This is a genomic window from Natronolimnohabitans innermongolicus JCM 12255 (assembly GCF_000337215.1).
Taxonomy (GTDB): domain Archaea; phylum Halobacteriota; class Halobacteria; order Halobacteriales; family Natrialbaceae; genus Natronolimnohabitans; species Natronolimnohabitans innermongolicus.
Map to the genome: position 1 here is coordinate 103,721 of NZ_AOHZ01000041.1, position 23,155 is coordinate 126,875.

Below are 23,155 nucleotides of genomic sequence, written 5' to 3' on the forward strand. Positions count from 1 at the left end.
GGATAGCAGCGTCGACGGTGACACCGACGAGGTCGACTGCGATCCGACCAAACCGCCGAAAGGTGTGGCTTACTATGGGCTGGCTCGAGGTAGGTGTCGCTGCATGCGACGCCTCGAAGATCGGCTCCGGAGCTACCTGGTCGAGGACGAATCGGTGCAGAGGCTAACGTCGGGGCGACTGGTCGACGACGCCGCTCGCGGGGCTGCGATGATCGGTCTCACCGACCGTCGCCTGCTCTGTGTCTCGGAGCGCGGCGAACTCGTCGACGTCAGGTACGACTACGTCTGTTCCGTCCGGAGCCGAGACCGAACGCGAGTCCGCTATCGGCCCGACGCGGGCCCGAACCGGACGCTTCGACTCGGGGTCGGAACGATTATTCTGGGACTTCTCGTCGCCGCGGTCGCTGCGACGAGTCCACTGACGCCGGTCGAAACCGTCGCGACCGTCGCAGTCAGCGCGGCGACGGCCGCCGTTGCGATCGGACTGCAGTCCGTCCGCACGCGGACCCGCGTGGGCCACTCGAGCGATCAGCTCCTCGTCGGAATCGGATTCGTCTCGTTGCTCGCGCTGGTCGGCGTCGCGGTCGTCGCGGCGAGCGTCTCGCTCGCGCTGTACGGTCTCGTTACCATCGGCTCGGGGCTCGTTCTCGGCTACGCAGTTCGCCACCGCGAGCGTCTCGACGGGCTCGGTCTCGAAGATCACCGCGAGTCGCTGCTCAGCGTCAACACGGTCGACGGGGAAACGGTCCACATCGCCGTCGAGCCGGACTCGACGCTCGCCCGCGATCTCGCGACCTGCGTCTACGATCGGGCCGACGACACCGTGGACGTCGATCGCCGTGTAATCGTCGCCAGCGGACGTGAACAACAGACCTGACGGCGTTCAGCAACCGGTATCGGCGTACCCTGATCCGATCTAAAGGGATAGACCGAACAGTCACGCAGCAGGCTCCAAGACGCCCCAGAGCCGCCATAGAGCCGTCCTACTCGAGCGAATACGGTGACGCGAGAAACGAACACGGATATCGCCGTCGCTCAGAAACGGACGCCGACTGCAGAACGCGTCGCTGTGGTCTGCCGGTTGCGTTCGACCGGCGATCGCGGCCGCGGTTGCAGTAACCGCTGCCGCTAGTCGCTGATGAACTTGTTGTCTCGCCAGTTGACGCCGCCCTGTCCGGAGGTGTTCTCTCGTGGCCCTTCGACGACCTCGATGTTGGCCGGCCGCGGCTCACCCTCGACGATGCGGGTGGCCTCGAGATCGCCATCGTGTTCGGAGATTGCGGTCAGGGTCCCCTTCTCGGCGGCTTCCGCGATTCCACAGAGGACGAGAAACATCTGGTACTGGAGCAGGGAGTTCTGGAGGACGGTCTCGCGATCGCCTTTGAACGCCGCGAACTCGACCAGTTCGGACTCGATCTCTTCTTCTTCCTCTTCGTCCCAGCGGAAGGCGTTGCGCCGTTCGTCGGGATCTTCCTCGTAAACGCGGTTTTCGGTGACGCTGGCTTTGAGCTGGGCGGTCGGCGTGTACTTGCTGACCGACTCGTCTTCGGCGACGGCCTTGAGGATGAGCGTGTTGTTTCGCCGCGTGATCTCCACGTCCGTGACCCCGTCGGGGTACTCCGCGTCGTCGATGTGTTCTCGGAGTTCTTCGAGGGGTAGTTCGAGGGTCGAGTGCAGCCGATATACGTGTCTGGATTCCTCTGTTGACATAGTGGGATGATGTGCGGCGACAGGCGCTTGATACCTAGTACGGGAGCGTGACTTATATGATCTGCTATTGAATACGTGGCGAACGCCTTCGGATAAATTTAACCTGGACGACGGGAGCTGATTAGCGCTGCCGTCGAGTGAGGCGGCTTACTCGGCGTTTAGCGTGTCGGCCAGTTCGTCGCGTTCCTCGAGTTCCTCCAGGACGTCCGAGCCGCCGACGAACTCGCCGTCGACAAACGTCTGTGGAATCGTCTCCCAGCCGCTGTGGTCCTCGAGGGCGGCGCGATACTCCGCCAGCGAGTCGAGGACGTCGACGGTTTCGTACTCGTCGCGGTGGTGGTCGATGAGACCGAGCGCCTTGCGAGAGTACCCACACTGGGGCATCAGCGCGGTCCCCTTCATGAAGAGGACGACTTCGTTCTCGTCGATAACCTCCTCGACCTGTTCGTTGACCTCGTCCTGATCGAGCCCCTGGTTCGGTGGGAAGTCCATGTGCGCTCGTATGCGGGTGAACGGGATAGGCCTTGCGTCCTCGTCCATACGTCGGCTAGTTGATGTGATCGGTGCGGACGCAGGTCGGGTATGATCGTGCCGTTCGTTTTCGAGAATAATCGCGAGAAGACGAACACCTCGAACGCGTCCGGTTCGGAAGCGTTAATCCGCGGCCGTCGCGGGCGCGTCGCCCTCGGCGCGTGTCGACCGCCAGTAGCCCTGGATGTAGGCGCCGACGAACATCCCGGCGATGCCGTAGAGGATGACGACGTTCCCGACCCCGAGGCTGGCGTAGGCCGCGCCGGGACAGATCCCCGAGAGTCCCCAGCCGACGCCGAAGATCCCGCCGCCGATGACGACGTTCTTGTCGAGTGTCTTCAGCCGCCGGCCGTAGACCGCACCCGTCAGCGGTGCCTCTCGCCGGAATTGTTTGATGCCGAAGAACGTGATACCGGTAACGACCGCCGCACCGAACATCACGAACAGCAAGCCGAGGTCCTCGAACTGCAGGAAGTTCAGGACGACTTCCGGCTGGGCCATGTGGCTAAAGCCGAGGCCGAAGCCGAAGATCAGCCCCCCGACGAACACCAGCGGCAGGAACAGCGGGTGTTGCTCGTGTTCCGGGGCCATTACGGGTTCACCCCCATAGCCATAACCAGTTGTGCGACGCCGATCGCCACCAGCAGGAAGGTTGCGACGCCGACGAACGACGCGCTCGAGGCCGAGCCGACGCCACAGACGCCGTGACCGGAAGTACAGCCCTTTCCGAGACGCGTTCCAATGCCGATGAGGATGCCGCCGAGGAACAGCCGCCACGGCTGGACCTCGGTTAGCCAGATCGTTATGCCACCGACGTCGCGGAGCTCGCCGGTGTTCGCACCCGGTTGGAGCCCGCTCGAGAGGATTCCGGACTGAAAGGTCAGCGCGTAGACGGCCGCGCCGGCGACGATACCGAGCGTGAAGACGACGCGCCAGTCGCGCGAGACGCGGTACTGCTGGAACCGGGAGAGCCCCGAGACGTACGACAGCGTCGACTCGAGGAACGTGCTCGCACCGGCGGGAATGGCGGTCCCGAGGTAGATCACGGTAACCCCGAGTCCGACGAGGATGCCGCCGATGGCGTAGTGGCTGATCCCGTTCGGGAACAGCTCCGCGACCATCGCGATGGAAAGTGTTGCAGTCATTACTCTCCGGAAGGGAACGCCGGCGTATCAAAGCTCCCCCGCCGGGGAAAATTGTGCACATCTCGGATCGTCGCGGGCAGCCGAGTACGTCTGCCGGCCGTCCGTTTCGGGCGCGTTGCCGTCGCCCACGATCCGGGCGTGACCCGGCTACTCGTCGTCTTTTACCGGGAGTTTCGCCGTCGAGAGCCAGAACTCCCGATAGGTTCGCAACGTTTGCATAAACGCGTCTGGTTCGACAGCCTTTCGGAGGCAAGCGTTGGCGTGGTTGCGGTACGATCTCCTGACGTCACCGTCGTCTTGCGATCCCGTCAGTACGGTCACCGGAATCGACTTCAGGTCGGGATCGCCCTTGAGTCGAGTCAGAACCTCTTTTCCACTCGTTCGCGGAACGTTCCAGTCCAGCAAGACGAGATCCGGCCGCGGCGCCGTCTCGTACTCGCCACGCTGGTAGAGGAAATCGAGCGCGTCGTCGCCGTCCGAGACGATGTAGATCGTGCACCGCTCGTCGTCTCGAAATGCTTCTTCGACGAGTCGTACGTCCCCCGGATTGTCTTCGACCAACAGCAGGTTCGCATCCCCGCTCGAGCGAGCGGATGAATCGCTCATTACTCGAAATTCGTCCTACCAACGGATGAAAGCATTGTTTGGGTATCTGTGACAGTCCCGGATCCCAACTCCTTCGAGCGTCGACTGACGGCGTGGTGAGCCGGCGGTGCCAACGACTTTAGGCGGGGACTCTATGACGGTTGGAACGCTAGACGAAGGTACCCTTGTGGCGATGAACCGAACTGACGCGTTTCGAGTGCTCGCAAGCGCAGATCGGCAGTTGATACTCCACGAACTCGTCACTGCTGACGGGCCACTAGCCGTCGAGACGCTCTCCCGTCACGTCGCGATGCGTCGCCACAGACTGCCGCCGGAGACGGTAAGCGACGAACAGATCGAGCGCGCGCAGGTACGGCTCGTTCATCAGCACTTCCAAATACTCCTCGAGCGAGAACTCGTCACCGTCGACTGGGATCGAAACGAGGTCGCGCTGGCCGACACGCCGGCCCTCGAGACGCTGTTAGACGCGGCCACGGAACTCGACCAGTGGCCACCCGACGATATGCCGAACTACTCGGAACACGAGTCCGATCACAACCGACAGGCGGGACTCACGGATTGATTTCGCATCGTCGAACGTCGGCAATGTCACGACAACGACCCGACGCTTAGTCAGCAGCCGTCGACTTCGTCAGCACGTCGAGCTTCTCGGCCGCGTAGCCGAAGACGTCTCGATAGCCGTTCGACGACATGAGTACCGGATAAAACGGCTCCTCGGCGACCTGCGTGTTGCCGTCGGCGGCGGCGAATGGATCGCCGGAGTCGACCTTCGTGAAGTTCTCCACGAAGACCTCGTACGTATTGGCTTCCTGTTTTCGGATGACGTCGGTGAGTCGGTAGATCGGTAGTTCGCGATGCATCGTATCTCCGGGAAGCGCGCCGACGCCCGTAAGGAACGCTCGAGTCAGTCGATCGGCGTTCTGTGCGGCGGTCTCCGTTCCCTGGAGGCCACACTCGACTTCGATCGTCTCGATCCGGGTAAAGAGCCGCCCCTCGGCGAACTCGCTCGTTTCGACCATCGCTGCAACCGGCAGCTGTGGGACCAGCTGTCTGGCGGTCTCGCTGACGCCGTTGACGATCGCAAACGGCTCGGCGTGGCTCTGCGTCGAGTGCATCGAGAAGGTGAGACAGTCGCCGAGTTCTTCGACGAGGCGATTGGCAAGCTGTCCCTCGTGGGTCTTCGCGTCCGGATCGCCCGGAAACGCACGGTTTAAGTCCTCGTCGACGAATCGAACCTGTCGCTCGAGGGCTTTTTGGTTGGCGACGACGAGTTTCACTGGCCGTTCGACGGTCGGGCGTTCGTCGAGCAGTCGCTCGACGGCCCGAACACCGCAGGGCTCGTCGCCGTGAACGCCAGCGACGACTGCGATCTCCGGCGTTCCCGACCCGAGCTGTGCAACTTTCATTGGCTGAATATTGGCCTCTGGCGTCAAAGGCGATTCGGTCTCTCACGAAAGCGACCAGTCAACCGAGACGCGAGTGACGACATACCACGCTACCGGAGGGCACTCTACTCGGTGTAACGGCGTCGGCCGCCGGTATCTATCACGAAACGACGACGACAGGGCGTCGCCGTCGAGTCACGCTCCGACGAGTGTTGGTATCTCGTACGGACGCTACCCCGCCCGTTCGTCACCGTCGATCTCGTCACTCCTCGAGCGACTCGACGTACGCAAAGTCGGACGCGTCGGCAGTCGGCCGGTTGCCGTCGAGCGGAATCGCCCAGTCGTCGATCCGATACGGTTCCTCGAGCGCGTTCGTGATCGTCGTTCGAACCGCGAGAACGTCGACGCCGTAGTAGTCTCGTGGCGTCTCTCGGAGGTACTGTAGCGCGGTCCGGAACAGCGATCGCATTCCGTCGTCGTCATCGAAATCCGCGCGTTTGTACGCGCCCGCAGCGACCTGGACCATGCCGTGGAGAAATGCGCTCTCGGTCGTGCCGCGGCCGTAGTTGTACCACTCGAGTTCGAAGCAGTCGTGGCTCTCGTGGTAGGCGTCGGTGTTGAACAATCGGACGCCGTGGACGGTCGCTCGACGGAGCGTCGCGTGCTCCCAGCGGCCGTCGTCGCGGTTCCACCCCGTCGGCGACCCGCGATCGGGCGGCGGAACGGTCGGATCGCTGGTGTGGTCGTCCATACAGTCCCTTGGACCGACCGACGGGTAATTCCGTCGTCCCTTCGGACGACTTAATACGCTCACTACAGTATCCGATGGCTTATTTGGGTTCGGTACGCTCGCTCAGGTAGCACGAATGAACCATCCGATCTGGCGGTGCCAACGCTGTGGGGAGCGTCTGTACGAACACATCGAAGGCGACTACCAGTGTCTGAACTGCGCGTGCCGAATCGGGGAGTCGGAGGTCGACGCGCTGGGACCTGACCGAGCGTCTCCATCGACTGCCGGCCTGTAGCTGCGGGCCCAACGGTATAGGGTATTCGTCTCCATTATCCGAGTATGGAGACGCGATGGGCGACTGTCGACGGCGTGCACCTCCCACTACCCGAAGACTGCACTGCCGCTGAACTCCGAGAAGCGCTGCGCAAACCCGACGACGCGGCACTGATCGCAGTGACGGGCGATCTCGTGTCCGTCGTCCACAAGGAAGACCAGCCGCTCTCGGAACTGGTCGCCGGCTGTGCCACCACCTATTACTTCCGGCGACCCGACGAACCCGACCGAAACGAACTGCTGTCGGCCGCCGAAATCGACGCCGCACTCGAGGAGCCGACGACCGACGAAACCACGTTCCAGCGACCCGGTATCGATCACTAGAGGAGCGGCTCCGAGGACAGGACGCCGGTTGTACACTGTCGACCAGCTGGTCCCTTTTGCATCTGGTCGCGTGAACGCTCGAGTCGCAGTGACGTTCCCGAGTAGCGCCAGTTCGCCGTCGTTACGGATTCGCGGCCGTCAGACGGGACGGGCGTCGCCAGCGACCGGACGTCACATTGTGCCGGCGGCCGCGTACCGTTACCGCTTCGAGCGACTGGATCCGTACGTGTCGTGACCGTCCGTCCAGTCCGGACGCTGTCTCCGACGCCGAGCTTCGAGAACAAAGCAGTTGTTCGGGAGAAAACTGAATACCCTTCAGCGTGTTATCTGTGAACACACCATGTCGACAACTATCACACTCGAGCCGGCGGACGAGATCCCGGCCGACTGTCGAGTCTGTCACTACGACGAACTCGGCGAATCAGCGAAGGCGCGGCTCCCTGCACTCACGAGGGGACCACCCGACAGCGACGAGAGTAGCGGACGGCAAACAGCGACCGCTGACGACGCGTTCCTCGAGTCGCTGGGCGACTGCGACCTCGTCAAGTTTACCGACTACTACGTGCTCTCGGTCGACTGATCAGCGAGGCGACGGCAGATCGTATCGTCAGTTTCGGACACAGTCTGATACGGTTTACTGTCTGTCAGGTCCGGCGCACCCGCGACCCGGGCGGCGGTTGCGCCGGGACATCGGGACAGCAATCCGGATGAGGCGTCGCCTCATCCGACTGTGACCGACTGTCCGTCTTCAGTCGTCGCCGCTCTCGAGTTCGAACTGCTCGTTCTCGGCGACAGCGTTGAGAACGATGCTCGTGTTCGACTGATTGATGTCGGGATCCGTGATCAGCGACTTGATCTGCTCGTTCATGTCGTCGGTGTCTTTGAACTTCCCGATGGCAATCACGTCGTAGTTGCCGGTGACTTCGTACACCGAGATCATCTGGCGGTGATCCTTCAGCGTCTCCGTGATCTCCGGCAGCGCGCTTCCTTCGGCTTTGAGCTGCATGACCGCGGTGACGTCGTAACCGAGCGCGTCGTAGTCTACGATCGGTGTATACCCTTGAATGACGTCTTCGTCCTCCAGGTCCGAGAGATGGTTCGAGACCGTCGTTACGGAAACGTCCAGTTCTTCGGCGAGGCTCCGCAGGCTCGCGCGACCGTTGCCGAGCAGTTCGTTGACGAGATCGGTGTCCAGGTGTTCGTACGTCATTTGAATACTCTGAATCGCTCCTTATATAAGGGGTTTACGAATACTCGAGTTTCGATCGCGTTCGACGCGTATTCGAATAGGGATCTCGAATAACGCCGGAATTTCGGGCGCTGAGCGGTTCTCTCGAGGCTGAACCGGTCCCCTGGACCCCACATTACTACTCGAATGGGCGCATGTGAGTGGAATCCGTCGACAGTCGATGGAAACGGAGCGCTTGCGATCACACTGGTGGGTGTCACCACGGACCGACCGACGACCCATACTCGTCCCGCGACGTAACCAGTTCCGAAACGAGCGGTTACGGTGACCGCTGAACAGGCTTCCCTGGCGCCGTTTCCACAGCGACTGTTATTTTCCGAAACTGGTCGTAGTTACCTATCCGGAAGCTATTTTGTGACGGCATCAGTCGTAGTATCCATGACGATACAACGGAGGGAGTTCCTCTCGGTGCTCGGGGGCGGCGTTGCCGTCGGACTGGCGGGCTGTACCGGGGCCGACGACAGCGACGGGCCCGAAATCAGCGGCGAGACGCTGACGCTCACGACGACGACGAGCACGTACGACACGGGCCTGCTCGACGAGCTCAACGCGCCGTTCGAGGACCGCTACGGCGTCACCGTCGACGCCGTCGCACAGGGGACCGGTGCGGCGCTCAGAACGGCTCGGGACGGCGACTCCGACGTCGTGATGGTGCACGCGCGCTCGCTCGAGGACGAGTTCATGGAGGAAGGGTACGGCGTCAACCGCCGCGACCTCATGTTCAACGACTTCGTGATCGTCGGCGAGTCCGACGATCCGGCGGACGTCGAAGGGGAAGACGACGCCGCGGCGGCGTTCGAAGCGATCGCCGAGGCGGAAGCCACGTTCGTCTCTCGCGGGGACGAGTCGGGAACGCACACGAAGGAACTCGAGATCTGGGACGAAACCGGGCTGACCGTCGAGGAGTTCGGGGAGTGGTACCTCGACGGCGGCGGCGGGATGGGAGAGACTCTGAACACGGCGAACCTGGACGGCGGGTACACGCTTGTCGATCGCGGAACGTTCCTCGACATGCGAGACGAGATTGACCTCGAACTCCTGGTCGAGGGGCCGGTCGAAGGCGGCTCGGAGATGCTCATGAACCCCTACGGAATCGTCGCGGTCAACCCCGCTGTCCACGACAACGTCAACTACGACCTCGCGATGGCGTACATCGGCTACATCACCAGCCTCGAGGGTCAGGAGATCATCGAGGAGTACCGGTCGAACGACGAACAGCTGTTCTTCGCCGAAGCGCTGTCCGAAGACCCGAACTTCCGGCAGTACCTCCCCGAGGGGTGGGAGCGCAGTAGCGATGACTAAGTGGCCGGCAGCGACGCTCGTCGCTCGAGCCGTCGCGACCAGAACGGAGGGTTCGATCGCATGTCGCTCGAGCAGCAGATGCTGACGGCACTGGTCGTCGACTTTCCCTTCGAGTGGAACTACATCCGGAGCATCGTTCGCGTCTCGTTGTACGTGAGCCTCACCGCGGTGGCGCTGAGTACGCTACTCAGCCTCCCGGTCGCGCTGCTCGTCGGCTTCAAAGAGTTCCGCGGGAAGACGCTGCTCACGTCGATCATCAACACCGGGATGGGGTTTCCGAGCGTCGTCGTCGGCCTCGTCGTGCTCTTTGCGGTGTCCAATCAGGGACCGCTCGGTTCGTTCGACCTCGTGTTCACCACCGAGGCGATGATCCTGTCCCAGATCGTCCTCGCGGCGCCGGTCATCACCGGCGTGAGTCTCGCCGCCGTCAGCAGCGTCGAGCAGAACGTCCGCGACGCGGCGTACGCGATGGGCGGCACGAACCTCGACGTCGCGCTCGTGACGATCAAGGAGGCCCGTTACGGAATCGCGACGGCCGTCCTCGCCGGTTTCGGACGGGCGATCAGCGAAGTCGGCTCCGTACTCATCGTCGGCGGGAACATCGCCAGTTCGGACGGCACCTCGGTCACGCGAACGATCACGACCGCGATCCAGCTCGAGGCGCGCCAGGGGCGGTTCGAAACGGCGATGATCCTCGGGGCGATACTCGTCGTCCTCGTGTTGCTGGTCAACGCGATCGTGGTCCGACTCGGCAGCGGAGGTGGGCGGTACGGATGACGCTCGAAGCGATCGACGTCCACCACAGCTACGGGTACGAGACGGTCTTCGAGGGCGTCTCGCTGTCGGTGACGCCCGGAGAGGTCGTCGCGATCATCGGCCCCTCCGGCGTCGGAAAGTCGACGCTCCTCCGACTGCTCGCGCTCTTCGACGCGCCCGACGACGGCGCGATCGTCTACGACGACGACCCCGTCTGGGAGGTCTCGGATCAGCGACGTCTCGAGTATCGCCGCCGGATCGGCATGGTGTTCCAGGACGCCAGCCTCTTCGACGCAAGCGTCCGTCGCAACGCCGAGTACGGGCTTCGCGTCCGCCAGTCGTGGCGCGAGCGCCTTCGCCACGAACTCGGGGGACTCGTCGGGAAGGAAAACGGCACCGGCGCCGCGGTCGACGCCCTCGAGACCGTCGGGCTTCGCGAGCAAGCCGAACAGGACGCCTCGTCGCTCTCGGGCGGCGAGGCCCAGCGCGTCGCCTTCGCCCGCGCGCTCGCGTACGATCCGGACGTCCTCCTCCTCGACGAGCCGACGTCCGACCTCGACCCGCGGAACACGGCCGTGCTCGAAGACGCCGTCCTCGAGGCCCGCGACCGAGACATCGGGGTCGTCATCGCGACCCACGACATGCACCAGGCCGAACGGATCGCCGACCGCGTCGGCGTCCTTCTCGGCGACGAAATCATCGAAGTCGGGCCGACCGAGCGGGTGTTCGAGGACCCCGTCGACGACCGAACCCGGAAATTTATCTCCGGAGAGCTGATATACTGAACGAACGCAGCCGATAAACGCCGCCAGACGGCGTTTCCCGAGGAGACCACCGATGACGATCGAACGAGATTACAGCCCGAAACTCGCCGTCGAGGACGTGACGATCGACCGCCGCGACGTCGAGATGCTCGACGCGATCGATCGCTACGGCTCGATGCACAAAGCGGCCGACGAGCTGGGCCGGTCGTACGCCCGCGTCCAGAACCGCGTCGTCGAGATCGAAGACGCCGTCGGACCGATCACTGAGCGCACGCGCGGCGGCAGCGGCGGCGGCGGCACCGAACTCACGCAGACCGCCCGCGAACTTCGCCAGCAGTTCGACCGTCACGACGCCGAACTCGACGGCGTCGCGCAGGTGACGGAGTCCGTCTTTTCCGGCACCGTCCGCGACCGAACCGGGGAACTCGCCACCGTCGAAACGCCGATCGGCCCGATTCTGGCGCTGGTTCCGGAGGGAGCGAGCAGCGTGCAGCTCACCGTCCGCTCCGACGCCGTCGTCCTCACCGACCCGAGCGAGGCGCCGCGGGCCGACGACACCAGCCTCCGAAATCAGTTCACGGGCCGAATCGAACGGCTCGAGCCGGGCGATGCGATCGCGAGAGTGACGGTTCGGCTCGGTGGTGACGAGGAACGCGACGGCGAGCAGACGATTCAGGCCCTGATCACGGCCTCGAGTGCGGAGCGGTTAGCCCTCGAGTCGGGGCAGTCGATCACGGTTTCGTTCAAGGCGACGGCCGCGAGGGGCGTTCCGGTCGATCCGGGTTCGGCGGAGTGAGGCAACCGCTTTTCTCCGGGTAGATTCTACTTCTCGGCTCGAACTCGAGAGGCGAGATGAGGACAGTTTCGACGCTGTGACTCGAGCGCTTGCTCGGCGGAAAACGGTACATCTGGATTTGAACGACGTTGAGACGGTCACGATCGCGACGCTCGCGGGCTGTGACCGTTCTACTTTACATTCAGGCCGCACGATTCGCTCGCGAAATTGTTCGCGAAGAAGTGTCCGTCTGGGATTTGAACCCGATGCAAATCCTCGCTTCGCTCGGATTTCCGTGCTTCAACTCCCAGAACGTGCGCGCTTCGCTCGCTCGCAAAAACTCGCTCGCTGTAGTGCTCCGTCTGGGATTTGAACCCAGGTCATCGGCTCGAAAGGCCGAAATGATTGGCCGGACTACACCAACGGAGCGCTTACGTCGTTCGCACACCGAGCCTCGACAGACGTCGTCTGTCTCGACAACGGAGCGTGCGTCGAACGCATTCAGTGATTGCTGGGGGCTAGTAAAAAACGTTCCGTTCCGCGGCCGCAGTGGTAGGGACTGGCGTGCTATAGTAACAACTGAAACTGTTCACACACCAATCGCACAGCGCTCGTGCGATTGGGTGTGCACTGACTTTCAGTGCACGCCTAATCGCCGGATAGCGTTGCGATTAGTGTGTAACTCGTTTCAGTGGCTACTATAGGAACCCTCCGTCACCGTCGAAATTCGACGACTCGCTCGAGCGAACCGTGCGGCGACTTCTCAACGCTTTTCACCCCGCACGACGACGCATCTGGCATGAAATACGTTCGATTCCGCGATCCGGCGGGTGCGATCCGACGCGGCGAGTACGAGAGCGGCCACGTCCACTTCGGCAACGAGAGCTACGCGCTCGACGACGACGCGATCGACGTCTTGCCGCCGTGTGACCCCTCGAAGATCGTCTGTATCGGCCGCAACTACGCCGACCACGCCGACGAGATGGGCTCGGAACTCCCGGATCGACCGATGCTGTTCCTGAAGGGACCGAACACGGTCGCGAGCCACGGCGACACGATCACGACGCCGGCCGGTAAGGACCGCATCGACTACGAGGCCGAACTGGCGGTCGTCATCGGCGAGCAGTGTCGCCACGTCCCCGTCGCGGACGCGATGGACGTCGTCGAAGGATTCACCTGCCTCAACGACGTTTCGAACCGCGAAGACCAGCAAGACGAGCGCAACTGGATCCGCGGAAAGGCCTTCGACGGCGCCGCGCCGATGGGGCCGCTGCTCGCGACTCCTGACGAGGTTCCCGAAGACGCCAGCGTCCAGTCGCGAGTCAACGGCGAACTCAAACAGGACGGCCACCGCGAACAGCTCATCTTCCCCATCCCGGAGCTGATCGCCGAGATCACGACCTACATGACCCTCGAGGAAGGCGACGTGATCGCGACGGGCACGCCCGAGGGCGTCGGCCCGCTCGAGGACGGCGACGAGGTCGAAATCGAGGTCGAAGGCGTCGGCACGCTCGAGCACACGGTCCGGATTCCCTGATCGGACCGGTTCAGTCTCGGGAAGACCGATCGTTTCGAACCTTTTTCGAATCACTCGCGCGAAGTCACCGGCATGACCGTTCGATTCGGTGCGGTGACCGTCGACTGGCTCGGCCTCGCGACGATCCGACTCGAGGGACGGACCGGCGCGGTGATCTATATGGACCCGGGACCGGAGGCGTACGACGTCCTCGAGGAGAGCCCGCGGGACGGCGACCTGATCCTCGTCAGTCACGACCACCACTACGATCCGGACTCGATCCGGCGCGTGGCCCACGAGGACGCCATCGTCGTGGTTCACGAGTCGATCGACGCCCGCGAGATCGATCGGGTCGACGAACGACCCGAGGACCTCCCCTACGAGGTCGAGCGCGTCCGCGCCGACGAGTCGTTCGTCCTCGGTCCGCTCGACCTGTTCACCACGCCCGCGTACAACGACCCCGCGGGGCCACACGTCGACGAGCGCGGCAAGCCCTACCACCCCGAAGGTCGGGGCTGTGGCTTCGGCGTGACCGTCGACGGCGTCACGGCCTTCTGGCCCGGCGACACCGACGTCCTCGAGTATCACGAAGAGCTACGCGTTGACCTCTTCCTGCCGCCGATCGGCGGGACGTACACGATGGATCGTCGCGAAGCCGCGGCCCTCGCCGAGCGACTCGAGCCGGATCTCGTTCTCCCCGTTCACTACGATACGTTCGACGAAATCGAGGTCGACGCCGACGCCTTCGTCGTCGACGTTGCAAACCGGGCGATTCCGGTCGTATTGGACGAACGCTGAGTCGCCGACGGTACTGCCGGTTTGTGAACGCTTTCACGGATCTCCATCGAGTAGTTGGCGTGTGAGCTTCCGTTCGCCCACAGCACTGTCACGGGTTTGGACGAACCCTTACTACCGTCGGTGGCTGCTGTGGGGGATCCTCGCCGCGTCGTTCCTGCTCGTCAGCATCTACCGACTGTCGACGGCGGTTATTGCGGGGCAGTTGATGGACGCGTTCGAGATCACGGGTGCAGAGCTGGGGCTGTTACACGCGGCGTTTTTCGTCATCTACTCACTGATGCAGATTCCGGTGGGCATCCTCGTGGACCGAATCGGTGCTCGGCGGACAGCGGCGGTGGGGGCCGTGGTGATGAACGTCGGTGCGGTCTGGTTCGCGCTCGCCGGTGGCTACGGCGGGGCACTCGCCGGCCGGTTTCTCATCGGACTCGGCGGCAGCGTGATCTTCGTCGCGATGCTCCGGTTTTGTGCGAACTGGTACCGAACCGACGAGTTCGCGACGATGAACGGACTGTGTTTCGCCGTCGGCGGTGTCGGCGGCATCATCGCGACGACGCCGTTCGCCGTTGCGGTCGACGTCGCGGGGTGGCGGACGGCGGTACTCGGGTTGGGCGCCGCGGGTCTCGTCGTCGCAGCCGCCACCTTCGTCTTCGTTCGCGATTCCGCCGAACGGGCCGGCTTGCCGGCTATCGACGGCGTTCCCGAGCAGTCGATGTTGACGATCCCGGAGGTCCGACAGTTCACGGCCCGCATCGTTACCGATCGCATGACCTGGGTTGTCTCGCTTCTGCTCTACTGTACCGGCGGGGTGAACCTGACGCTCGTGGGACTGTGGGGAATTCCCTACGTCGTTCAGACGTACGACGTCTCGGTGACGACGGCCTCGACGATCACGCTCTGTGGCGGCGTCGGTCTCGTCGTCGGACCGCCGGCCGTCGGTCGGCTTTCGGATCGCCTCGAGCGCGATACCGAATTTATCGTCGCCGGCACCGCCATCTACACCGTCGCGCTGGGGTTTCTCGCCGTCGCCGGTGATCCGCCGCTCGTGACCGTCGGTGCCGTGTTCTTCCTGACGGGCGCCCTGTTCGGTACGTTTGCGCTCACCTACCCGCTAGTCCAGACCCGGTACGACGAGCGAGCCAGCGGGATCGCGATCGGGGCGATCAACGGGGCCTCGTTTTTCGGCGCCGCCACGTTTCCGACGCTCATGGGGTGGGCACTCGACGCGTACTGGACCGGCGAGTTCATCGACGGCGCCCGCGTGTACACCGAAACCGGGTATCGAATCGCGTTCGTCATCGGGACCGTCGCCGGGTTCGTGGCGCTTTGCTGTGCCGTCTGGATTCACGTCACCGATCACGAGTAGCGACCGACCGGTAGCGAGTCGCGCCTGACCGCAATGTTTCGGCCGCTCCGGACGGCTTCGGCGGGAAACGCTGATTCGGCCAAACCTCCCGACCTCGGCCGCGGGAAATCGGCCCCACGTATTAGTGTCACTGCGACGAACAAGGTCGCATGGACGAGGACCCCCGCTCGAGTCGGGCGGGCGAGTCGCCACGCTACTGCTCGCAGTGTGGCTCCGCCCTCGAGTCGGCGATGAACTACTGTCCGAACTGCGGGACTCCCGTCGGCGCCGACGAGGGAACCGGCGTCTCGAAGACGCACTCGAGCGACGGCGAGCGATCGGCCGACGAAACGACCGACCGCGACCGCGACGTCCTCGAGTACCGGATCGCCGAGGCGATGCGAGACGGCTGGGAACTCGAGCACGATTTCGGCGACCACGCGGTGATGATCCGCCGGACGGTCGGCGATCTCGACGAACACGTGGCCGTCGCGATACTGACGATCTGGTTTACGATGGGGATGGGCAACGTCGCCTGGGGCGCGTATCGCTACTTCGGCAGCCCCGAGCGGATCGTCCTCCGTGCCGACGGTATCGAGGGGAAAATCGATGACGACGACGACGCCTCGAGATCCGTTCTTCTCGGACGAATCACCGCCGTGTTCTGCTGGCTCGTGGCCGCAGCCGTGGCTGCGGTCGCTGTTCAGTTCGGGGTGGCCGGGATCGGCTACCTGTTTCTCGCACTCGCCCTCGCGTTCGCGATCATGGGAACCGTTTCGCTCCCGTCGGTCAACCGCCGCCTCGAGGGCCGTCGATCGATCACGGCCAACGGTCGCGTTCGGTCGGTCGACGAGCGAACCGTCGTCGACTACGATCGGCCGTGTTCGGCCTGCGGAGCCGCTGTCGGCCGCGGGCTCGAGCGAACCTACCGCAAGGAGTTCTGTCTGCTCGGCGTCCCGCTCTCGCGTTCGGAGGGCCGAAACTACTACTGTCGGGAGTGTGCCACCGGTGCGGACGCGTCGGTTCGCTCGCGGACCGCAGAAGGGAAGTCCGCGGCTGATTTCGAATCGTCGCGGTCGCTCGAGACCGACGCGAATCGGAACCGGGAGACGGAAGCAGAGACGGAACGGGAGTCGTCGTAGTTCGATTCCGCAGGCGGTCTCCGGGTCGGGTGCTCATACCGGGTATCGAAGCGCGGTTGAACGACTGGGACTCGGTGCTCAGATTCCAGGCGACGGGACCCTTCGGCGCCGTACCGCCGATCCGAAGCGAGTGCCGGCGACGGAAACAGTAGCGGTGGTCGACGTCACGTCACGTCGAACGTGCGACGGACTCCGCTACGACATCGGCCGAATCACTCGTCGTCGGGATGGGCGATCTCGAGTTCGAAGTCGTCCTCGGGGAAGGCGACGCAAGTCAGCACCCAGCCGTCCTCGATCTGGTCGTCCTCGAGGTACTCGTTGCCATCGTGGGTGACGACGTCGTTGGCGTCGCCGTCGTACCTGGCGGTACAGTCTCCACAGGAACCGACCTCACAGGCGTACGGAATTTCGACGTCGGCGTCGAGTGCCGGCTGGAGGATGTCCTCGTCGGATGCGACCTCGACTGTCTCGTCTTCTTCGGGGAACTCGATCTCGTAGACGTCGGCGGCCTCGTCCGCGTCGTCGTTCTCGCCCAGACAGCCCGCGACTGCGACGGCGCCAGCGCCACCGACCGCGGCCAGCAACTGGCGCCGATCGGCCGTCGGCATGTCGCTCGGAACGGTGACTTTCGTGCGCGATCGGTCCGACGTCTCGTCTCCGGGGCAGGTCGGCCTGTCACTCATAGGCATTACCCACACCCATTTCGGTCATAAATGTTGTCAGTTGGTATACAAGTGCTGCTCTCGAACGGCTACAGCGCCTCGAGGAACGCGGGTTCGACGATACGGGGCTCGCGTGCCGCGTGGCTCATCGACTGGAACGCCGGGCTCGATAGCCGTCTAGATAACGTCCATCTCACTGAGTCGTTCGGGCAGATACGTGTCAGTCACGAAGTCCAGACCGTGAGACGCCAGCGACTGCTGTTCGGACTTCTTCTCGATCTCGAGTTGCAACTCGATCTGTTCCTCCCAGTAGTCGGTCTGGAAGCGGGGGTCCTCGAGTTCGCTTTCCAGGGCGTTGACGTCCGAGTCGGAGAGGGGATCGGTCGGCAGTTCGTACTCGACGATGTCGGCGGGCTGGATGCCGATGAACTTGGCTTCCGGCGTCGCGAGATACTCCGAGAGGTGAGCGGACTTGATCGAGCCGTAGGCGACCGAGCCGTAGATGCGGTACGACCACGGGTCGCCGTCCGTAAAGACGGTAACGGGCAGGCCGAGTTCGTCGTGGAGACGCTTGGTGATCCGTCTCGTGGCGCGGGCGGGCTGGCCCTTGAGGTGGACGATCAGGGCGTTGTACTCGTCGTCGAAGCCGTTCTCGACGAGTCGGTCCCGCATCCCACCGGTCTCGACGGCCAGGATGAAGTCGGCGTCCGTATCGAGGAACTCGATCGTGTCGGGGTTGTTCGGAATCTGGTAGCCGCCTTCGCCGACGTCTTCCTGGCAGTGGATCTCGCGTTCGCCCCGTCGCGTCTGCTCGCGGAGGTGTAACGGCCCCATGATCGTCGCGCCCGACTCCTCCGGGCGCATGTGGAAGTCCTCGCGGGTGACTCCCGAAACGATTTCGAGGTCCTCGACCATGCTGTTGGACTCGTCCTGATCGTTGAACTGGGCCTCGTCGTTGTCCCAGCTCTCCGAGAGGTAGTAGAGTTCACGCAGGGTCGACGAGCGGTCTTCCTCGAGTTGTTCGGCGAGGAAGTCGATGGTGTAGACGGCCTTCAGAAGCTTTCGGGCGCCGCGGACGGAGTTGGCCGACCGGGTCGATTCGCGGTCGCCGTAGACCCAGACTTTCTCGTCCTCGTCGTACTCGATGTTGTTCTTCGTCCGCGTGGGGACGGACATGTGGGGGATCTCGCCCAGTTCGAACTGGTCGTAAAACTGTGCCGCGAGATCGATCAACTGCTCTCGTGCTTGCTCTTCGTCTGCGCTCATTGTTTTACGGTAAGTTTCTCAGTTTCGACGCCCTTGACGTCCAGATCGAAGTCGGCGTCGTCGGCCACTTCGTACTCGAGCGTCGCGTCTTCGTCACTCGAGACGTCCGGTTCCCACTTGACGAACCACTCGCCGTCCATCTCGACGATCGTCGCGTCGTCGGGGAGGTTCGTCGGCTCGGCGGTGACGATGTCGGTGATCTCGAGTGATTCGTTCGTACTCGAGTTGTTCTCGACGACGATCGAGACGGCCTGTCCGTCGCCGTTCTGTTCGACCTCGCGCTCGACGAGGACGTTGTTCATGATGCGGGCGATAGCGTCGTCGATGTCGGGTTCGTCGCGGCCCGTAACCTCGGCGACCTTCGTCGCCATCTCGGGGAGGATCTTCCCGAGGACGTTCTGTTTCTTCCGGCGCTGTTGCATCGAGCGACGCTTGTTCAGGTAGCTCTTGAGTTCGCGGGCGGCCTCGCGAATCGCGAGTTCGATCTCGTCTTCGATCGCCGGCACGTTCGCGACGGCGTCTTTCGACTCGCTGGTGAAGGGGACGTTCGTCGAGGCGACGTGGATCATGATGACGGCCGGCCCCTTCGGCAGGCCGGAGCCGCCGGGCTGGTCGAGGCCGTAGTTGCGCCAGCCGATCGACTTGACGACGTCCGTCGTCGCACACGCGCCGCGCTGGTAGACCAGCGGGACGCGGTTTGCAAAGCGCATGACGTCGACGCCGCCTTCGGCCTCTAAGTCGCCGCCGTAGGCGATGCCGGCCTCGACGATGAACGGGTCGCCGCCGTGGACTTCGGCGTCGCGGGTCGCGGAGGCGTAGAAGTCGGCCTCGAACTCCTTTTCTAAGCCGGCCGAGATGAGGTCCGCCGAGATGGGCGCGAGACAGCGCGTCGGCGGCGCCATGATATCGGTCGCGCGCATCCCGTCGACGAGTTCGCTCGAGGCGTCGCGGTCGCCGTCGAGTTCGCGGACGAGCGGCGGGTCGTCGGGGACGGTCGCCATGACGGACCAGATCGCGTCGACGACGTTCTCGCGGGCGGTGTCGCCGAAGCTGACGTCGTCGTACTCCTCGGTGAGGTCCGCGGCGCGGTCGACGTGGTCCTCGAGTCGGCCGTGCGTGAGACGATGGCGGACGTTGCCGTCGCCGTCGTCATCGTCGCCTTCGAGTTCGTCTTCGAACTTCGCCGCGAGCCGCTCGGCGAAGGCGTGGATCACCTCGTCGTCCTTGCGCGTGCTCGTCGCCTCGTCGGCGAGGTCGTAGAGGTCGGCAACGAGCCGGGATTCGGCGGGGTCGTCGGCCGCGTCGGCTTCGACGGCGCCGTCCTCGTGGCTCGCGTGTCGCTTCGCTCCCGCTCGCCCGTCCGAGGACTCACTTCGTTCGTCCTCGCGGGCGTCGATCAACTCGAGCCAGACCGCGTCGACGGCGTTCTTGCGGACGGTGTCGCCGAAGGTCGTGTCGTGTTCGGCCTCGACGTCTTCGGCTGCCGTATCGACTGCCTCGAGCAGTTCGTGGTGGGCGATGCGGTCGGTGTCGGCGACCGCCTCGGCGATGGCCGCGGCGAAGGCGGCCGTCGCGTCGGCGCCTTTGTTCGACGTGGCGGCAGATACTGCGGCCTCGAGGTCGACGTTCTCGTGGTCGGAGGGCGGGCGCCAGCGCATCTCGCGGCCGTAGTGGCGGTCGCGGAACTCGTCGATGATCGAATCGGCGGTCTTCTTTCCGACGCGGGTGAACTCCTCCTGGAGGAACCCCGAGACGGTCTGGGAGTCCGTCGCCGTCAACATCTTCATCACGGTGCCGAGTTCGACGCCGTGGGGATGGGGACGGATCTCCTCGGTCTCCTCGGGGAGCTGGTCGGTCGCACGCTCGAACTTGAAGTGAGCCGTGGGTTCGCGCAGCTCAAGGCGGGCGTGGGGGTTGACGACCGCGGTGTGTTTGATGTAGTCGTGGAGTTGCTGGCGGGCGCGCATGTTCGCTTCCATCTCGAGTTCGATGCGCGTGCCGTGCGGGCGGTCCCAGGTAGTGGTCTCGTCGACGCTGATCTCGGGTTCGTTCTCGTCGGTGTCGACGATGAGTTCGAAGTACTGGGCCTCGCTCGCCCCCTGCGGGCGGCTCGTGATCTTCGCCGGCTTCCCGCTCGTCAGCTGGGAGTAGAGGACGGCCGCGGAGATGCCGATCCCCTGCTGACCGCGGGACTGTTCGCGCGCGTGGAAGCGAGAGCCGTAGAGCAGTTTCCCGAAGACCTTCGGCAGCGATTCCTTCGTGATCCCGGGACCGTTGTCCTCGACGATCAGGCGATAGTAGTCGCCAGCTTCCTGAATCTCGACGTAGATATCCGGGAGAATTCCGGCTTCTTCGGCGGCGTCTAAGGCGTTGTCGACGGCCTCCTTGACGGCCGTGACGAGGCCTCGAGCGCCGCTGTCGAAACCGAGCATGTGCTTGTTCTTCTCGAAGAACTCGGCGATGGAGATCGCCTGCTGGTTTTCGGCCAGCTCCTCGGCGATCCCCGGTTCGTCACCGAGTGTCGACTGAAACGACGTCATTGTCCCCCCATACTAACGGCGGGGCTAAAAGGTGTACGCTACCGCAGTGAAAGTGGACTCCGCTCGAGACGGTTCGCCGTCTGCCACTACTGACGAACGCACGCGCGGCCGTACCGTCGGAAAATCGCCACACGAGGCCGTGTGGGATCCCTCACCGCCATCCCGGAGGTGTAATATCGCTATCCAATTGCTATTTCCACACTTGATCGAGCTACATAGTTAGAAATTTAGCATATTAACTGTGGAATTAGCAGAGTTCCGAGACAGCAGTGGGAAAAAGCCAAATTATTGGAGTTCATCTGCGAAAGGGAGTGATGGATCTCGACGAGACGAACAAGGCCGTACTGTATCTCCTCCAGGAGGACGCGCGACGGATCACCACGCAGGAGATGGCCGACCAGATCGGCGTCTCGGCAAGCACGGTCCGAAACCGGATCGAGGAACTCGAGGAAAACGGAATCATCCGCGGCTACCATCCCGACGTGGACTACGACAAGGCGGGACTACAACTGCACGTGCTGTTTATCTGTTCCGCGCCGAACCCGGAGCGCGAGCGACTCGCCAACGAGGCCCGCGAGGTCAGCGGCGTCGTCACGATCCAGGAGGTACTCAACGGGAAAGACAACGTCCAGATCGAGGCCGTCGGAACCGACACCGACGATATCGCGCGGGTTAGCGACGAACTGAGCGCTCTCGGATTCGACGTCGTCAACTCGAAGATTCTGAAGAGCTTCCACAAACAGCCGTTCGACCACTTCGGAAAGCACCTCGTCGACGACGGTGGCGGCGATGAGTGACCGAATTGGGACGATCGAGTTCGATGCCAACCGCAGACGGTATCGGGTGCAGTACGATCCGGACGCCCTGGCACCGAGCGCCGCCGTCGTCGAGGTTCTCCAGACGATTTTCGACGACGAACGGGCGGACGAACCGCTCTACGACGTCGTCGATCCGGACGCGCTCGACCGACTCCTCGAGCCCCACCCGCGGCGCGACCGCAACGGCCACCGTTCGGTTTCGTTTCCGGTCCACGGTGCGGTGGTGACCGTGACGAGCGACGGGCGACTAACGATTCAATCGAACGCCGATGCCGAGTGCGGGTCGAACTCGGGCCCGTGAGCGCCGTCATACGGTTTACTGTAAGTCAGTTCCGGCGCAACAGCGACCCGCATGGCGGTTGCGCCGGTAAATCGTTAAGTAATCCGTATCACTCCTCGATAGGCGGCCAGTGCCACGCGTCGGCGCGCACGACACCGAGCAGCTTTCGCCGTCGTTCCGAACGGGTGGCAAGCGCCTCGGCGAACTCCTCGTCGGCGACGGTCGGGATCTCGTCCTCGCGAACGTGCGCTAACTCCGGCGCCGGCGGCACCTCGTCGGCGGGGTCGATAAACGCCGTCTCGAGCGTATCGAGGTAGCTATCGACGCTCGAGCGGGCGTCTTCGATCTGGGTTGGGTTTGGCTGTGCGTCCTCCGAAACCCCGTGGCGGAAGATCGTCAGCGCCTCGTCGAAGATGGGAACGGCTATCGCCGACGCTCGCGAGGCCCGTTCGCTGTGGTAGTAGTGGAGGATCGGGTAGGCCTTGTGCTGGTCGGCCAGCAGCGAGAGCCGGTCGGCCAGCGAGTTCATCGGGAGATCGATTCCGCGGAATTCCTCGTCGTCGCCGGCCCAGCTCGCGCGGACGAACGCTTCGCTTCGCTCGCCGAGTCCGGTGACGTCGCTCGCGAACGATCGCTTCTCGGAGACCGCGCCGAGGACGGTGAGGACGTAGGAGACGCCGAGCGTCACGAACGCCATTCCCGTCGCCGTCGTGAACGAGCTGGCGATCTCCCAGGTTCCGGTCGTCGGCGAGTAGTCGCCGTTCCCGTTGGTGAACATCGTGTAGGCGACGTAGTAGAACCGACCCGACCAGTCGGCGGGCTCGCCGGTCTGGGGGCTGATCAGGGCGGTTTGGCCGCCCGCGAACAGCAGCGTCCAGCCGAGCCACAGCAGCGCGATCCACATCGCGAGCGTGAGCGTGAGGATAAGCGGGCCCGCAGTGCTCAGCGTCCGTCGATCGCTGCTTACGGCCCGCAGCCCGCGCCACGTCACGGTCGTCAATCGCCCCGAGAGCGGTCCGGAGCCGCCGTCGACCCACAGCGTCGTCCAGAGGATGTCGACGATGACCGCGACGAGCACGACGATTCCGGCGACCAGATACAGCGGTTGCATTGCGTTCGGCTACGCCGCCGAGCCCCGTCAACGACGACCCGGTCACTGACACGGATTTTTGAGGGCGCAG

Annotated in this window: 26 protein-coding genes and 1 tRNA gene; 14 read left to right on the plus strand and 13 right to left on the minus strand. The window is 63.8% G+C overall.

Going from position 1 to position 23,155, the window contains the following annotated elements; all coding sequences use genetic code 11:
* Positions 1-103 precede the first annotated feature (103 nt).
* A complete protein-coding gene (locus tag C493_RS08190; protein WP_007258963.1) occupies positions 104-877 on the plus strand; it encodes a hypothetical protein in 774 nt (257 codons plus the stop codon).
* Positions 878-1,128: 251 nt separating this feature from the next.
* Here the strand turns inward: C493_RS08190 and C493_RS08195 are convergent, their stop codons facing one another.
* The 5 genes from C493_RS08195 to C493_RS08215 all read right to left on the minus strand — a co-directional run bounded on the left by C493_RS08195 (position 1,129) and on the right by C493_RS08215 (position 3,992).
* Complete coding sequence (locus C493_RS08195; protein WP_007258964.1) at positions 1,129-1,710, minus strand: DUF7110 family protein; 582 nt, start codon at positions 1,708-1,710, stop codon at positions 1,129-1,131.
* Between the two features lie 147 nt (positions 1,711-1,857).
* Positions 1,858-2,202 carry a glutaredoxin family protein gene (locus C493_RS08200; RefSeq protein WP_007258965.1) on the minus strand — a complete coding sequence of 115 codons (345 nt, stop codon included), beginning with the start codon at positions 2,200-2,202 and terminating at the stop codon, positions 1,858-1,860.
* Positions 2,203-2,364: 162 nt separating this feature from the next.
* Positions 2,365-2,832, minus strand: coding sequence for a DUF6691 family protein (locus C493_RS08205; RefSeq protein ID WP_007258966.1), 468 nt, complete (start codon positions 2,830-2,832; stop codon positions 2,365-2,367).
* Positions 2,832-3,386: a YeeE/YedE family protein gene (locus C493_RS08210; protein WP_049889227.1), complete on the minus strand. Its 555-nt coding sequence runs from the start codon at positions 3,384-3,386 to the stop codon at positions 2,832-2,834. Before C493_RS08210 ends, C493_RS08205 begins: the two co-directional genes overlap by 1 nt.
* Before the next feature lie 147 nt (positions 3,387-3,533).
* Positions 3,534-3,992, minus strand: coding sequence for a response regulator (locus C493_RS08215; protein ID WP_007258968.1), 459 nt, complete (start codon positions 3,990-3,992; stop codon positions 3,534-3,536).
* A gap of 133 nt (positions 3,993-4,125) precedes the next feature.
* Here C493_RS08215 and C493_RS08220 point away from each other — a divergent pair, with 133 nt between their 5' ends.
* Complete coding sequence (locus C493_RS08220) at positions 4,126-4,554, plus strand: DUF7344 domain-containing protein (RefSeq protein ID WP_241430888.1); 429 nt, start codon at positions 4,126-4,128, stop codon at positions 4,552-4,554.
* Between the two features lie 46 nt (positions 4,555-4,600).
* Here C493_RS08220 and C493_RS08225 read toward each other — a convergent pair whose 3' ends face one another.
* Positions 4,601-5,398: a M14 family metallopeptidase gene (locus C493_RS08225; RefSeq protein ID WP_007258970.1), complete on the minus strand. Its 798-nt coding sequence runs from the start codon at positions 5,396-5,398 to the stop codon at positions 4,601-4,603.
* 241 nt (positions 5,399-5,639) lie between these two features.
* Positions 5,640-6,128 (minus strand): DUF309 domain-containing protein, encoded by a 489-nt coding sequence (locus C493_RS08230; RefSeq protein WP_007258971.1) that lies wholly within the window; start codon positions 6,126-6,128, stop codon positions 5,640-5,642.
* Positions 6,129-6,446: 318 nt separating this feature from the next.
* Between C493_RS08230 and C493_RS08235 the strand changes: the two genes are divergently transcribed.
* A complete protein-coding gene (locus tag C493_RS08235; protein ID WP_007258972.1) occupies positions 6,447-6,764 on the plus strand; it encodes a hypothetical protein in 318 nt (105 codons plus the stop codon).
* Positions 6,765-7,104: 340 nt separating this feature from the next.
* Positions 7,105-7,344 (plus strand): hypothetical protein, encoded by a 240-nt coding sequence (locus tag C493_RS08240; protein WP_007258973.1) that lies wholly within the window; start codon positions 7,105-7,107, stop codon positions 7,342-7,344.
* 168 nt (positions 7,345-7,512) lie between these two features.
* Here the strand turns inward: C493_RS08240 and lrp are convergent, their stop codons facing one another.
* Positions 7,513-7,974: an HTH-type transcriptional regulator Lrp gene (lrp, locus tag C493_RS08245; protein ID WP_007258974.1), complete on the minus strand. Its 462-nt coding sequence runs from the start codon at positions 7,972-7,974 to the stop codon at positions 7,513-7,515.
* Between the two features lie 417 nt (positions 7,975-8,391).
* On the opposite strand from lrp, the gene C493_RS08250 reads away from it, so the two are divergent.
* The 4 genes from C493_RS08250 to C493_RS08265 are packed head-to-tail and all read left to right on the plus strand — an operon-like array spanning position 8,392 to position 11,631.
* Positions 8,392-9,315: a substrate-binding domain-containing protein gene (locus C493_RS08250; RefSeq protein WP_007258975.1), complete on the plus strand. Its 924-nt coding sequence runs from the start codon at positions 8,392-8,394 to the stop codon at positions 9,313-9,315.
* Positions 9,316-9,375: 60 nt separating this feature from the next.
* Positions 9,376-10,092 carry an ABC transporter permease gene (locus C493_RS08255; protein ID WP_007258976.1) on the plus strand — a complete coding sequence of 239 codons (717 nt, stop codon included), beginning with the start codon at positions 9,376-9,378 and terminating at the stop codon, positions 10,090-10,092.
* Entirely contained in the window at positions 10,089-10,856 is a 768-nt protein-coding gene (locus C493_RS08260; protein WP_007258977.1) for an amino acid ABC transporter ATP-binding protein, read from the plus strand. The genes C493_RS08255 and C493_RS08260 overlap by 4 nt, the downstream gene beginning before the upstream one ends.
* A 52-nt stretch (positions 10,857-10,908) precedes the next feature.
* Positions 10,909-11,631: a TOBE domain-containing protein gene (locus tag C493_RS08265; RefSeq protein WP_007258978.1), complete on the plus strand. Its 723-nt coding sequence runs from the start codon at positions 10,909-10,911 to the stop codon at positions 11,629-11,631.
* A gap of 333 nt (positions 11,632-11,964) precedes the next feature.
* Here the strand turns inward: C493_RS08265 and C493_RS08270 are convergent.
* A tRNA-Glu gene (locus tag C493_RS08270) sits at positions 11,965-12,039 on the minus strand.
* A 370-nt stretch (positions 12,040-12,409) separates the two neighbouring features.
* On the opposite strand from C493_RS08270, the gene C493_RS08275 reads away from it, so the two are divergent.
* The 4 genes from C493_RS08275 (at position 12,410) to C493_RS08290 (ending at position 16,408) form a co-directional block, all read left to right on the plus strand.
* The gene (locus tag C493_RS08275) at positions 12,410-13,147 is read left to right on the plus strand and encodes a fumarylacetoacetate hydrolase family protein (RefSeq protein ID WP_007258979.1); all 738 of its coding nucleotides are present in this window, start codon (positions 12,410-12,412) and stop codon (positions 13,145-13,147) included.
* Between the two features lie 72 nt (positions 13,148-13,219).
* Positions 13,220-13,924, plus strand: coding sequence for an MBL fold metallo-hydrolase (locus tag C493_RS08280; protein WP_007258980.1), 705 nt, complete (start codon positions 13,220-13,222; stop codon positions 13,922-13,924).
* A gap of 61 nt (positions 13,925-13,985) precedes the next feature.
* Positions 13,986-15,287: an MFS transporter gene (locus C493_RS08285; RefSeq protein WP_007258981.1), complete on the plus strand. Its 1,302-nt coding sequence runs from the start codon at positions 13,986-13,988 to the stop codon at positions 15,285-15,287.
* A gap of 149 nt (positions 15,288-15,436) precedes the next feature.
* Complete coding sequence (locus C493_RS08290; RefSeq protein WP_007258982.1) at positions 15,437-16,408, plus strand: zinc-ribbon domain-containing protein; 972 nt, start codon at positions 15,437-15,439, stop codon at positions 16,406-16,408.
* Positions 16,409-16,620: 212 nt separating this feature from the next.
* Here the strand turns inward: C493_RS08290 and C493_RS08295 are convergent, their stop codons facing one another.
* The 3 genes from C493_RS08295 to C493_RS08305 all read right to left on the minus strand — a co-directional run bounded on the left by C493_RS08295 (position 16,621) and on the right by C493_RS08305 (position 20,876).
* A complete protein-coding gene (locus tag C493_RS08295) occupies positions 16,621-17,091 on the minus strand; it encodes a 2Fe-2S iron-sulfur cluster-binding protein (RefSeq protein WP_007258983.1) in 471 nt (156 codons plus the stop codon).
* A 156-nt stretch (positions 17,092-17,247) separates the two neighbouring features.
* A complete protein-coding gene (locus tag C493_RS08300; protein WP_007258984.1) occupies positions 17,248-18,336 on the minus strand; it encodes a DNA topoisomerase IV subunit A in 1,089 nt (362 codons plus the stop codon).
* Positions 18,333-20,876: a DNA topoisomerase VI subunit B gene (locus C493_RS08305; RefSeq protein ID WP_007258985.1), complete on the minus strand. Its 2,544-nt coding sequence runs from the start codon at positions 20,874-20,876 to the stop codon at positions 18,333-18,335. Before C493_RS08305 ends, C493_RS08300 begins: the two co-directional genes overlap by 4 nt.
* 314 nt (positions 20,877-21,190) lie before the next feature.
* Here C493_RS08305 and C493_RS08310 point away from each other — a divergent pair, with 314 nt between their 5' ends.
* Together C493_RS08310 and C493_RS08315 are read left to right on the plus strand one after the other, a co-directional pair.
* Positions 21,191-21,673, plus strand: coding sequence for an Lrp/AsnC family transcriptional regulator (locus C493_RS08310; RefSeq protein WP_007258986.1), 483 nt, complete (start codon positions 21,191-21,193; stop codon positions 21,671-21,673).
* Positions 21,666-21,995, plus strand: a complete 330-nt coding sequence (locus C493_RS08315) for a HalOD1 output domain-containing protein (protein ID WP_049889252.1) — start codon at positions 21,666-21,668, stop codon at positions 21,993-21,995. Before C493_RS08310 ends, C493_RS08315 begins: the two co-directional genes overlap by 8 nt.
* An 88-nt stretch (positions 21,996-22,083) precedes the next feature.
* On the opposite strand, the gene C493_RS08320 is transcribed toward C493_RS08315, so the two are convergent.
* Complete coding sequence (locus tag C493_RS08320; protein WP_007258988.1) at positions 22,084-23,085, minus strand: potassium channel family protein; 1,002 nt, start codon at positions 23,083-23,085, stop codon at positions 22,084-22,086.
* Between the last annotated feature and the right edge of the window lie 70 nt (positions 23,086-23,155).

Excerpts from the sequence above, each read along its gene's own strand:
- C493_RS08220 (WP_241430888.1), top strand. The coding sequence starts at position 4,126 with ATGACGGTTGGAACGCTAGACGAAGGTACCCTTGTGGCGATGAACCGA.
- C493_RS08265 (WP_007258978.1), top strand. The coding sequence starts at position 10,909 with ATGACGATCGAACGAGATTACAGCCCGAAACTCGCCGTCGAGGACGTG.
- C493_RS08235 (WP_007258972.1), top strand. The coding sequence starts at position 6,447 with ATGGAGACGCGATGGGCGACTGTCGACGGCGTGCACCTCCCACTACCC.
- C493_RS08280 (WP_007258980.1), top strand. The coding sequence starts at position 13,220 with ATGACCGTTCGATTCGGTGCGGTGACCGTCGACTGGCTCGGCCTCGCG.
- C493_RS08205 (WP_007258966.1), bottom strand. The coding sequence starts at position 2,832 with ATGGCCCCGGAACACGAGCAACACCCGCTGTTCCTGCCGCTGGTGTTC.
- C493_RS08215 (WP_007258968.1), bottom strand. The coding sequence starts at position 3,992 with ATGAGCGATTCATCCGCTCGCTCGAGCGGGGATGCGAACCTGCTGTTG.
- C493_RS08250 (WP_007258975.1), top strand. The coding sequence starts at position 8,392 with ATGACGATACAACGGAGGGAGTTCCTCTCGGTGCTCGGGGGCGGCGTT.
- C493_RS08200 (WP_007258965.1), bottom strand. The coding sequence starts at position 2,202 with ATGGACTTCCCACCGAACCAGGGGCTCGATCAGGACGAGGTCAACGAA.
- C493_RS08225 (WP_007258970.1), bottom strand. The coding sequence starts at position 5,398 with ATGAAAGTTGCACAGCTCGGGTCGGGAACGCCGGAGATCGCAGTCGTC.
- C493_RS08255 (WP_007258976.1), top strand. The coding sequence starts at position 9,376 with ATGTCGCTCGAGCAGCAGATGCTGACGGCACTGGTCGTCGACTTTCCC.
- C493_RS08190 (WP_007258963.1), top strand. The coding sequence starts at position 104 with ATGCGACGCCTCGAAGATCGGCTCCGGAGCTACCTGGTCGAGGACGAA.
- C493_RS08240 (WP_007258973.1), top strand. The coding sequence starts at position 7,105 with ATGTCGACAACTATCACACTCGAGCCGGCGGACGAGATCCCGGCCGAC.
- C493_RS08310 (WP_007258986.1), top strand. The coding sequence starts at position 21,191 with ATGGATCTCGACGAGACGAACAAGGCCGTACTGTATCTCCTCCAGGAG.
- C493_RS08290 (WP_007258982.1), top strand. The coding sequence starts at position 15,437 with ATGGACGAGGACCCCCGCTCGAGTCGGGCGGGCGAGTCGCCACGCTAC.
- C493_RS08275 (WP_007258979.1), top strand. The coding sequence starts at position 12,410 with ATGAAATACGTTCGATTCCGCGATCCGGCGGGTGCGATCCGACGCGGC.
- C493_RS08195 (WP_007258964.1), bottom strand. The coding sequence starts at position 1,710 with ATGTCAACAGAGGAATCCAGACACGTATATCGGCTGCACTCGACCCTC.
- C493_RS08315 (WP_049889252.1), top strand. The coding sequence starts at position 21,666 with ATGAGTGACCGAATTGGGACGATCGAGTTCGATGCCAACCGCAGACGG.
- C493_RS08230 (WP_007258971.1), bottom strand. The coding sequence starts at position 6,128 with ATGGACGACCACACCAGCGATCCGACCGTTCCGCCGCCCGATCGCGGG.
- C493_RS08305 (WP_007258985.1), bottom strand. The coding sequence starts at position 20,876 with ATGACGTCGTTTCAGTCGACACTCGGTGACGAACCGGGGATCGCCGAG.
- C493_RS08300 (WP_007258984.1), bottom strand. The coding sequence starts at position 18,336 with ATGAGCGCAGACGAAGAGCAAGCACGAGAGCAGTTGATCGATCTCGCG.
- C493_RS08210 (WP_049889227.1), bottom strand. The coding sequence starts at position 3,386 with ATGACTGCAACACTTTCCATCGCGATGGTCGCGGAGCTGTTCCCGAAC.
- C493_RS08295 (WP_007258983.1), bottom strand. The coding sequence starts at position 17,091 with ATGAGTGACAGGCCGACCTGCCCCGGAGACGAGACGTCGGACCGATCG.
- C493_RS08320 (WP_007258988.1), bottom strand. The coding sequence starts at position 23,085 with ATGCAACCGCTGTATCTGGTCGCCGGAATCGTCGTGCTCGTCGCGGTC.
- C493_RS08260 (WP_007258977.1), top strand. The coding sequence starts at position 10,089 with ATGACGCTCGAAGCGATCGACGTCCACCACAGCTACGGGTACGAGACG.
- lrp (WP_007258974.1), bottom strand. The coding sequence starts at position 7,974 with ATGACGTACGAACACCTGGACACCGATCTCGTCAACGAACTGCTCGGC.